At 70.9% G+C, this 9,994-nt stretch carries 9 protein-coding genes; 1 reads left to right on the forward strand and 8 read right to left on the reverse strand.

Translation table 11 applies throughout. The features are described from left to right. The 6 genes from G3N92_RS26315 to G3N92_RS26340 form a co-directional block, all read right to left on the reverse strand. Positions 1-1,205 (reverse strand): CocE/NonD family hydrolase (locus G3N92_RS26315; RefSeq protein ID WP_206130518.1); only part of this gene is annotated, 1,205 nt, incomplete at its 3' end. Next, complete coding sequence (locus G3N92_RS26320) at positions 1,202-2,857, reverse strand: ABC transporter substrate-binding protein (RefSeq protein WP_241015029.1); 1,656 nt, start codon at positions 2,855-2,857, stop codon at positions 1,202-1,204. The genes G3N92_RS26315 and G3N92_RS26320, both read right to left, overlap by 4 nt. Further along, positions 2,854-3,855 carry an oligopeptide/dipeptide ABC transporter ATP-binding protein gene (locus G3N92_RS26325; RefSeq protein ID WP_206130519.1) on the reverse strand — a complete coding sequence of 334 codons (1,002 nt, stop codon included), beginning with the start codon at positions 3,853-3,855 and terminating at the stop codon, positions 2,854-2,856. Before G3N92_RS26325 ends, G3N92_RS26320 begins: the two co-directional genes overlap by 4 nt. Then, on the reverse strand, positions 3,852-4,829 hold the full coding sequence (locus G3N92_RS26330; protein ID WP_206130520.1) for an ABC transporter ATP-binding protein: 978 nt from the start codon (positions 4,827-4,829) through the stop codon (positions 3,852-3,854). Before G3N92_RS26330 ends, G3N92_RS26325 begins: the two co-directional genes overlap by 4 nt. A 7-nt stretch (positions 4,830-4,836) precedes the next feature. Then, positions 4,837-5,778, reverse strand: a complete 942-nt coding sequence (locus G3N92_RS26335; RefSeq protein WP_206130521.1) for an ABC transporter permease — start codon at positions 5,776-5,778, stop codon at positions 4,837-4,839. Next, complete coding sequence (locus G3N92_RS26340) at positions 5,775-6,746, reverse strand: ABC transporter permease (RefSeq protein WP_206130522.1); 972 nt, start codon at positions 6,744-6,746, stop codon at positions 5,775-5,777. Before G3N92_RS26340 ends, G3N92_RS26335 begins: the two co-directional genes overlap by 4 nt. A 137-nt stretch (positions 6,747-6,883) precedes the next feature. On the opposite strand from G3N92_RS26340, the gene G3N92_RS26345 reads away from it, so the two are divergent. Beyond that, positions 6,884-7,795, forward strand: coding sequence for a LysR substrate-binding domain-containing protein (locus G3N92_RS26345; RefSeq protein ID WP_206130523.1), 912 nt, complete (start codon positions 6,884-6,886; stop codon positions 7,793-7,795). A gap of 332 nt (positions 7,796-8,127) precedes the next feature. On the opposite strand, the gene G3N92_RS26350 is transcribed toward G3N92_RS26345, so the two are convergent. Together G3N92_RS26350 and G3N92_RS26355 are read right to left on the reverse strand one after the other, a co-directional pair. Then, positions 8,128-9,000, reverse strand: coding sequence for an ABC transporter ATP-binding protein (locus G3N92_RS26350; RefSeq protein ID WP_206130524.1), 873 nt, complete (start codon positions 8,998-9,000; stop codon positions 8,128-8,130). Further along, positions 8,997-9,994 (reverse strand): ABC transporter substrate-binding protein (locus G3N92_RS26355; RefSeq protein WP_206130525.1); only part of this gene is annotated, 998 nt, incomplete at its 5' end. The genes G3N92_RS26350 and G3N92_RS26355, both read right to left, overlap by 4 nt.

Genomic DNA, 9,994 nt, shown 5'->3' on the forward strand with positions numbered 1-9,994 from the left:
AGCGGCCACGACGGCGCGCCGACCCAGCGGCCGCCGTGCGACATGCGGCCGTCGGCGTTGCGGCGGCCGCTGCCGCCGCCCATCACGAAGATGCGGGCCACCGGCTCGGCCGCGGCATCGGCGGCATGCGTGGCCTCGGGCTTCAGCCAGCGGTCGAACCAGCGCGCGCGCATCGCGAGCCAATCGTCGGCCAGTTCACCCTCGATCGCCGCGTGTTCGCCGAAATCGACGTCGCCGCTGTGGCGCACGTTGCGATCGCCGTGCAGCCAGGGCCCCATGATCAGATAGGCGGGGGCTTCGGCCACGTCCGACAGCGCCGCGAAGTTCGCCAGCGTGCTTTGCACGTAGGCGTCGTACCAGCTCGACATCCAGATCGCCGGCACGCGCCGCATCGTGTCGTAGAAGTGCTCGGCGCAGATGCCGGGCTGACGCCAGTAATCGTCGTAGGCGTCGCGCGTCCACTGCTCGAACAGGTAATGCTCGTAGTCGGGCACGCTGGCCAGCGGCGAATGGCCGGGCCGCCAGGGCATGCGCGCGAACCAGTCGCGCAGGTCGTGCCCGGCCAGCGCGGCCGCCACCAGCGGATCGGCCTCGGCCGCCGGGCTGTTGCGCGCGCGGTTGAACGCCCAGGTGGCCTGCTTCAGCTCGAACGCGCCGCCCTGGCGGATGCCGCAGTGGTAGCCGTTCGCGAAGCCGCCCGAATCGAGCACCATGCAGGCGAGCGCCGGCGGGTTCAGGCAGGCGGCGGCCAGTTGCGTGTGCGCCGCGTACGACAGGCCCATCGTGCCCACCCGCCCGTCGGACCACGGCTGCGCGGCGATCCAGGCCATCGTGTCGAAGCCGTCCGGGCCTTCGGCGATGTATTTCTCGAACGCGCCTTCCGAGCCGTAGCGGCCCCGGCAATCCTGCATCACCACGGCATAGCCGCGCGCCGCGAAATAGCGGGCCACCTCGATGCGGTTCATCGGCGGCGCGCCGCGATGGATTTCCGAGCGCGACACGTCGGCCTTGCCGTACGGCGTGCGTTCGAGAATGGCCGGCAGCGGCGCGTCCACGCCGAGCCGGTAGCCGGGCGGCAGGTGGACGTCGGTGGCGAGGCGCACGCCGTCGCGCATCGGCACCATCAGGTCGGCCAGCCCGTGCACCGGCGAGGCGGCCGTAGCGGGGAAATCGGGAGCGGCGGTCGGCGAAGCGAAAAACGTCATGGTCGGGTCTCTACGTAGAGCAGGGAAGTGCGTTCGGCCTGGTTCGGATGAAAGATCACGCCGCCGCGCGCCGCCCAGTAATCGACGGGGAAATAGAGCGGCACGATCGCGTAATCGCGGAAGGCGACATCGGCCGCGTCGGCCAGCAACCGGCGACGCGCGGCGGGGTCGAAGGTTTGCGCGGCCTGTTGCAGCAGCGCGTCCACGCGCGGGTTCGAATAGCGCGTGCGGTTGAACGCGCCGGTGCCGGCCGCCGGGGCATGCGTGGCGATCACGTTGGTCAGCGCGATCGCCGAATCGCTGGTGCTGTTGCCGAAGCTGAAGACGAACGCGCTGTAGGCCCGCTTCGCGGCCGCGCCGGCATAGACGTTGTAGGGCTGCGTGACCACGTCGTCGATCCGGATGCCGCCGCGCGCCAGCATCTGGCCGAGCACCTGGCCCAGGTCGCCGTCGCTCGCGAAGCGGTCGTTCGACGCGTGCAGCGTGAGCCGGAAGCCGTCCGGATAACCGGCCTCGGCCAGCAGGCGGCGCGCGCCGGCCGGGTCGTACGCGTCGGGCGTCAGCTTCGGGTCGTGGCCGCCGAGGCCGGGCGGCGCGATCTGCCCGGCGGGCAGCGCCGCGCCGTTGAGCAGGTAGCGCGCGATCGCCTCGCGGTCGATCATCTTCGAGATCGCCTCGCGCACCCGCACGTCGCGCAGCGGGTTCGCGCCCGCCTGCGCGCCGGCCGCCTCGCTCGCCGAAACACGCACGAACGGCGACACCGGGCGGGCGCCGTCGAGCGCCAGATAGATCAGCCGCGCCGATGGCCCCGAGAACAACGCGACGTCGCGCGTGTGGCGCAGGCGGTCGAGCGTGACGGGCGGCACGTTGTCGATCAGGTCGACCGAGCCGGACATCAGCGCCGAGAGCCGTGCCGCGTCGTTGGCCACGAAGCGCAGCGTGGCGTGATCGAACGCCGGGCGCTTGCCCCAGTAATACGGGTTGCGTTCGAGCACCAGCCGGTCGCCCGGAATCCAGCGCACCAGCCGGTACGGGCCGGTGCCCACCGCCACGGCCGGCTGGCGGTAATCGCCGCTGGCGTGGCCGGCGGCGGCGTGGCGCGACACGATATACACCAGCCCCACCTGCTCGACGAACGCCGGCGACGGCGTTTTGGTCGCGATCCGCACGGTCAGCGGATCGATCACGTCGATGCGCGCGATCTCCGCCACCGCGCCGGAGAACGGCGCGGGGCTGTTCGGCACGTGGCCCGCGCGGGCCAGCGACCAGGCCACGTCGTCGGCCGTCAGCGGCGAGCCGTCCGAGAAGCGCACGCCGGGGCGCAGCTTGAATTCCCAGGTGGTCGGATCGAGGTTGCGCCACGATTGCGCGAGCCCAGGCCGCACCTGCAGGTTTTCGTCCTGCGAGATCAGGCGCTCGAACAGGTTCTCGGCCGTCTGCATGTTGTTCTGCGTGCGCGAGAACAGCGGATCGAGCGAGGCCGGCTCGGAGGCCAGCGCCATCGTGATGTCGCGGGGCGGGGCGTCCGTGGCGGCCGAGGCCAGCGCCGAGGCCGGGGCGGCGCTCGCCAGCACGCAGGCCAGCGAGGCGGCCAGCGTCAGCCGCACCGGCAACCGGCACCGCGCGAAGTTCGGGAAACGGCCCCGCATCATGCCGCCTCCACGAGGTGACAGGCGCTCCAATGCCCGCCCGCGGTCTCGCGCAGCAGCGGCCGCTCGCTGCGGCAGCGCGCGTTCGCATGCGGGCAGCGCGGGTGGAAATGACAGCCGGACGGCGGCGCGAGCGGCGAGGGCAACTCGCCGCGAATCGATTCGAAGCGATGCCGGCGATTCGCGAGCCGCGGCACCTGGCCGAGCAGCGCGATCGTGTACGGATGCTGCGGCCGCGCGAACAGCGCCTCGGTGGGCGCGGTTTCCACCACGCGCCCGAGGTACATGATCGCCACGCGGTCGCTCAGGTGCTCAACCACACCGAGATCGTGGCTGATGAACAGATACGTGAGGCCGAGATCGCGCCGCAGCCGCATGAACAGGTTGATGATCTGCGCCTGGATCGACACGTCGAGCGCGGCGATCGATTCGTCGCAGATCAGGAAATCGGGGTTCACGGCCAGCGCCCGGCCGATGCCGATCCGCTGCCGCTGGCCGCCCGAGAACTGGTGTGGAAAGCGGTCGCGGAAATCGGGGTTCAGCCCGACGCGCTGCATCACGTCCACCACGAACGCGTCGTAACCGGCGCGATCGACCAGCCCGTGCACCAGCGGCGCTTCGCCGATGATGTCGCGCACCCGCTTGCGCGGATTCAGCGACGACAGCGGATCCTGAAAGATCATCTGGGTGGCGAGGCGAGGCGCGCCGGGCTTGGCTGCCTCGGGAGCGTCGAACACGCGGATCGTGCCGTCGGACGGCGGCACCACGCCGGCCAGCATGCGGCCGAGCGTCGATTTTCCGCAGCCCGATTCGCCGACGAGGCCGAGCACCTCGCCGCGCCGGATCGTCAGATCCACGCCGTCGACGGCATGCACCACCGGCGCGGCCGGCTTCGCGCCGAGCCAGCCGGCGATCCGCTCGGCGTAATGGGGCCGCCGCGCGAAGCGCCGCGACAGTTGCCGCGCCTCCAGCAGCGGGGCGGTTTCGGGAAGGGTGCTCATTGCGAATCTCCGTTGCGCGGATGAAAGCAGCGCCAGGTGTGATCGTGGTCGGCCGCGACGGGCGGCTCGGTGCTGCGGCACAGGTCGGTCGCACGCGCGCAGCGCGGCGCGAACGCGCAGCCGGCCGGCAGCGTCAGCAGGTTCGGCGCGATGCCGGGAATCGGTTTGAGCGGCGCGCCGCGCGGCGCGTGCTCGGGCAGCGATTCGATCAGGCCGATCGTGTAGGGATGGCGCGGGCGGTCGAGGATCGCGTCCGCGCTGCCCGATTCGACGATGCGGCCCGCGTACATCACGCACACGCGCTGCGCGAGCCCGGCCACCACCGCCAGGTCGTGGCTGACCCACACCATCGCCGTGCGCGTGCGGGCGCACAGCGCCTGCATCTGCGCGAGGATCTGCGCCTGGATCGTCACGTCGAGCGCGGTGGTGGGCTCGTCGGCGATGATCAGATCGGGCTCGTGCAGCAACGCGATGGCGATCGCCACACGCTGGCGCATGCCGCCCGACAGTTGATGCGGGTAGGCCGATAGCCGTTCGTCGGGCGCCGGAATGCCGACCTGGGCGAGCGCGTCGCGCGCCCGTTCGCGCGCGGCGGCCTTCGACACGCGCGCATGGGCGCGCACCGATTCGATCATCTGCGTGTCGATCCGCAGCACCGGGTTCAGCGTCATCATCGGATCCTGGAAGATCATCGCGATGCGGTTGCCGCGCAGGCGGCGCAGCGCGTCGGGCGCGAGCGCGGTCAGGTCGTCGCCGTTGAACAGCACCTTGCCGCCGACAATGCGGCCCGGCGCGTCCACCAGCCCGAGCACCGAGAAGCCGGTGATCGATTTGCCGGAGCCGGATTCGCCGACCAGGCCGACCACCTCGCCCGGCGCGACGTCGAAGCTGACGTCGTCGACCGCGCGCGCGATGCCGTCGCCGGTGAAGAAATGCGTGCGCAAGTGCTGCACGGAAAGCGTGGGCGTCGTCATGTCGATCCTATTTCTGCAAACGCGGGTTGAGCGCTTCGCGCACGCTGTCGCCGACCACGTTCATGCTGAACACCAGCGTGAGCAGCAGCAGGCCGGGCAGCACGCTGATCCAGTAGTTGCCGGCCAGCAGTTGCTGAAAGCCGTTCGCGATCAGCAGCCCCAGCGACGGCCGCGTGACCGGCAGGCCGATGCCGAGAAAGCTCAACGTGGCCTCGGCCGAGATCGCCGACGCCACCTGCACGAGGCCGATCACGATCACGGGCGGCAGGCAGTTCGGCAGCAGATGGCCGAACAGCACGCGGCGGTGGCCGAGGCCCAGGCAGCGCGCGGCCTCCATGTATTCCTTGCGGCGCTCGACGGCGGCCACCGCGCGCACCGTGCGGGCGAAGTAGGCCCATTGCACCGTGACCAGCGCGAGCACCACCTTGTCCACGCCCTGGCCGAGCACGGCCAGCACCATCAGCGCGACGAGGATGGTCGGAAAGCCGAGCAGCAGATCGACGGTGCGCATCACGAGCGCGTCGACGGTGCGGCCGAAGTAGGCCGCGCACAGGCCGAGCGTGGTGCCGAGCGTCATCGCCACCGCGCCGGCCAGCAGCCCGACGCCCAGGCTGATGCGCAGCCCGTACATCATCGCGGCCAGCATGTCGCGGCCGAGCGCGTCGCTGCCGAGCAGGTAGAGATGGCCGCCCGCGCCGCGTGCGAACGGCGGCAGCCGCGCGTCGCTCACGCTCAGTTGGGCGAGGTCGTACGGGTTTTGCGGCGCGATCCACGGCGCGAGCAGTGCCACCGCGATCAACGCGATCAGCACCGCGCTGGCCACGGCCGTGCCCGGCGAGGCCGCCAGGCTGCGCAGCACGCGGCCGGCGGTGGTGTGCGGATCGAGCCGGGGCACGGCGAAGCGCGGCGCGAGACGCGTGCGCAGGGAGCGGGCGAGCAGGCCGATCATGCCGCCTCCAGCCGCACGCGCGGGTCGAGCAGCGATTGCACGATGTCCACCAGCAGGTTCAGCAGCGTGAACATCGTCACGACGATCAGCAGATAGGCGACGATCACCGGGCGGTCGAGCCGCGTGATGCTGTCGATGATCAGCTTGCCCACGCCCGGCCACGCAAAGATCGTCTCGGTCACCGTCGCGAACGCGATCAGCGAGCCGAACTCCATGCCCACCACCGTGACGATCGGGATCAGGATGTTCTTCAGCACGTGCACGCCGATCACGCGGCGCTCGGGCAAACCCTTGGCGCGCGCGAACTTCACGTAGTCGAGCGGCAGCGTCTCGCGCACCCCGGCCCGCGTGAGCCGCGTGACCAGCGACATCTTGAACAGCGACAGATTGAGCGCAGGCAGCAGCAGATGCATCAGCCCGTCGCGCGTGGCGAGACTCGTATGGATGCCGAACCAGTCGCCGAGCGCGCCGCGCCCGGCCGAAGGCAGCCAGCCCAGCGTGACCGAGAAGATCAGCACGAGCATGATCCCTTGCCAGAAGTTCGGCAGGCTGAAGCCCAGGATCGAGCCCGACATCACCATCCGGTCGAACCGCGAACCGGCGCGCAGCCCCGCCAGCAGGCCGAGCGGCAGGCCGATGCCGAGCGCCAGCACCAGCGCCACGAAGCCCAGTTCCAGCGTGGCCGGCAGCCGTTCGAAGATCAGACGAATCGACGGCTCGTCGAACACGAACGAGCGTCCCAGATCGCCGTGCAGCGCGTGCACGACGAAATGCAGGTATTGCTGCCAGAGCGGCTGATCGAGCCCCAGCGCGCGCACCGCCTGGGCGATCTCGGCGGGGCTGGCGTCGGCCGGAATCAGGATCGCGACCGGATCGCCGATCGCGTAAACGCCGCAGAACACCAGCAGCGACGTCAGCCACAGGACGCCGGCGCTCTGGACGATGCGGCGGATGATGAAGGCCATCATTGCGTGTCGAACCTCGAATGTTGAGAATGCGATGGCCGGCGCCGCGTTCGGGGCCGGTCGTTGGATGCGATGATTCGACGTCAATATGGCGGTCGCAAGCCTATGCGCGATCGGCATACGCCTATGCACAAACTGAGATGAACCTGAAACAGCTCGAAGCGTTCGCGGCCGTGGCCGCGCTGCACACCACCACGGCCGCCGCGCAGCGGCTCGGCCTGTCGCAATCGGCGGTCAGCCGGCTGCTGGCGCAACTGGAGGAGGATCTCGGCCTGACGCTGTTCCAGCGCGAGCAGGGGCGGCTCGCGCCCACCCGCGAGGCCGACGCGCTGGTGAGCGACGCCGAGGCGATCCTCGAGGCCGCGCGCTGCCTGGAGCGCCACGCGCAGCAACTGCGGCTGGCCGGCACGCGCCGCAAGCTGGTGCGCGTGATGGTGCCGAACACGCTCGCGCAATCGCTGCTGCCGGCGGTGCTCGGGCGCTTCTACGCAACGCACGGGGATGCCGTGCTCGAAGTGTTTTCGGGCACCTATCAGGCGTCGGAGCAGGCGCTGCGCAGCCGCGAGGTGGATCTGGCGATCGTGCGGCTGCCCGATCCGCAGCCGGGCCTGACGATGGTGCGCGAGTTCGTCAGCGAGGCGGTGTGCGTGATGCCGGCCGGCCATCCGCTCGCGGCGCTGCCGGAAATCGGCCCGCGCGATCTCGACGGCGTGCCGATGGTGCTGCTGTGGCGGCAAAGCTCGATGCGGCACGAGGTGGACGCGTCGTTCCGCAACGCCCGCATCAGCCAGGCGATCGCGGCCGAGGTGCATTCGGTCAGCGTGGCCTGCGCGATGGCCGAGCGCGGCATCGGCGTGACGATCGTGAGCCGGCTGATCGCGGGCGCGTGCGCCGGAAGCGGGCTCGTGATGCGGCCGTTCAGGCCGGCATTGGCGTTTTCGGTGGGGATCGCCGCGCTCGACAGCGAGCCGCTCGGGCCGGTGGCGCGGGCGTTTGCGGAGCAGTTGGGCGAGACGCTGGCGGCGCTCGACGGGCCGGAAGCGGGCGTGTGATTCGGCCGTTTCGCGCCGTTTTAGGCGGTGTTGGCGCTCAGGGCGGAAAGCGCGGCGCTCGAACGCGAACGGCTCGGTGGTAAGGACGGAATCTGTTCGGAGAGGCGCTGGCGGCGCTCGATATGCCGGAAGCGGGCGTGTGATTCGCGCCGTTTCCGGTAGCGTCGGCGCTCAGGGGAATCGCTGCGCGCGAACGGCTGGGGCCGATGGCGCGAGCGTTCGCGGAGCAGTTGGGAAAGACGCTGTCGCTTGGCTTGGCAACCGCGCCGCGCGATGCGCCGGAGGCAAACTCGGCGCACGACGGCGCCGGATCAGGTTCGGAACACGCCGGATCAACCGCCGTTCGACACGCCGCGGCGCTTGCCCGCCAGCAGCGGCAGCACCAGCGGCGTGCCCGTGACCGGATCGGCGATCACCTGCGTATCCAACCCGAACGCCGCGCGGATCACCTCGGGCGTCACGATCTCGCATGGATCGCCGCGCGCGACGATCCGCCCGCCGCGCATCATGATCATGTCGTCCGCATAGCGGCAGGCCTCGTTGAGATCGTGCAGCACCGCGACGATCGTCGTGCCGTGCCGCGCGTTCAACTGGTGGCACAGCTCGAGCACCTCGATGCGATGCGCGAGATCGAGGAACGTGGTCGGCTCGTCGAGCAGCAGGATGTCCGTCTGCTGCGCGAGCGACATCGCGATCCACACGCGCTGCCGCTGGCCGCCCGACAGTTCGGAAACCTGACGATCGGCCAGCTCGGCCACGTCGGTGGCGGCCATCGCGTCGAGCACCGCCGCGCGATCCGCGGCCGATTGCCAGCCGAACGCCGACTGATGCGGATAGCGCCCGCGCCCGACCAGCTCGGCCACCGTCACGCCGTCCGGCGCCTGCGACGATTGCGGCAGGAAACCCACCCGCCGCGCGAACGGCTTCGACGCGTAATCGCGCACATCGCGTCCGTCGAGCAGCACGCTGCCGCGCGCCGGGCGCAGCAGGCGGCTCAGCGCCTTCAGCAAGGTGGATTTGCCGCAGCCGTTCGGCCCGACGATCGCCGTGAAGCGGTGCGGCGCGATTGTCGCGTCGAGGTTCTCGGCAATCGAGGCGCCGCCGGGGTAGCGCAGGCTCAGGCCGCGGGCCTGCAGGCCCGTGTCGTTCGCGGCGGCCGCCGGCGTGGCGGACGCGGGCCGTGCGCCGTTCGCGGCGAGGCTCATCGCGCGGCTCCGTCGCCGGCGCCCGCGAGCGCGCGATCGATGCGCGGCACGAGGTGGTCGAGCGAATAGTCGATGCTGGCCGGCGAGCCGGTGGCGAACGCCGCGCGCAATTCGGCGTCGCGCTGGTTGTCGAGCAGCACCACACGGCGGCGGCGGAACGCGTCGAGCGCCTGCACCGCCGGCTCGCCGACGATCGACGCCGCCGGGCGCGCGAACGCCACCAGCAACACGAGGTTCGCATCGATCGCGCCGGTGCGCTCGATCGGCAGATCGGCGAAGTAGTTGCGGGCCGGCAGGCGCTTGACGCTCGGCGACAGCGTCAGGCCGATATCCTCGAGCAATTGCGGGCGCACGTCGCCTTCGATGTAGGAATGCCAGCCGTTCTGCACGCCCCAGTTGATCGTGAACGTCTTGCCCGCGAATGCCGGATGCGCGGCCTTCACGGCCTGGATCTTCGCGGTGGTGGCGGCGATCAGCGCGCGGCCGGCGTCCACCTTGCCGAGCGCCAGCGCGTCGATCATCACCTGGCGCTGCCACGGCAGGTTGTTGTTCGTCAGGCCGGGGGGCGACGCCACCGTCGGCGCGATCCGCGACAGCAACTGGTAGTTCGCCTGCGAGCTGTTGTCGCGGCCGTTGACGTCGAGGATCAGGTCGGGATGCAGCGCGGCGATCCGGCGGAAATCGAGATCGCCGCGTGGCAGGATCACCGGCGCGGGGCCGTGCACCAGCGCTTGCGCCCACGGATTGACCTGGCCCGGCTTCAGGCCGAGCTGCTGCCAATCCTGGATCGCCACCGGCGTGACGCCGAGCGCCAGCACCACGTCCGCCTCGTTCCAGCCGAGCGCGACCACGCGCAGCGGCGGGCGCGCGATGGTGGTCGAGCCCCATTGATGCGCGATCGTGACGGGGAACGCGGCGGGGGCGGGCGCCTCGGCGCCGGCCGCAGCGGCCACGCCCGTGCCGGCCGCCAGCAACGCGATACCGGCGGCAGCCG

The organism is Burkholderia sp. Ac-20379 (assembly GCF_017104645.1).
Taxonomy (GTDB): domain Bacteria; phylum Pseudomonadota; class Gammaproteobacteria; order Burkholderiales; family Burkholderiaceae; genus Burkholderia.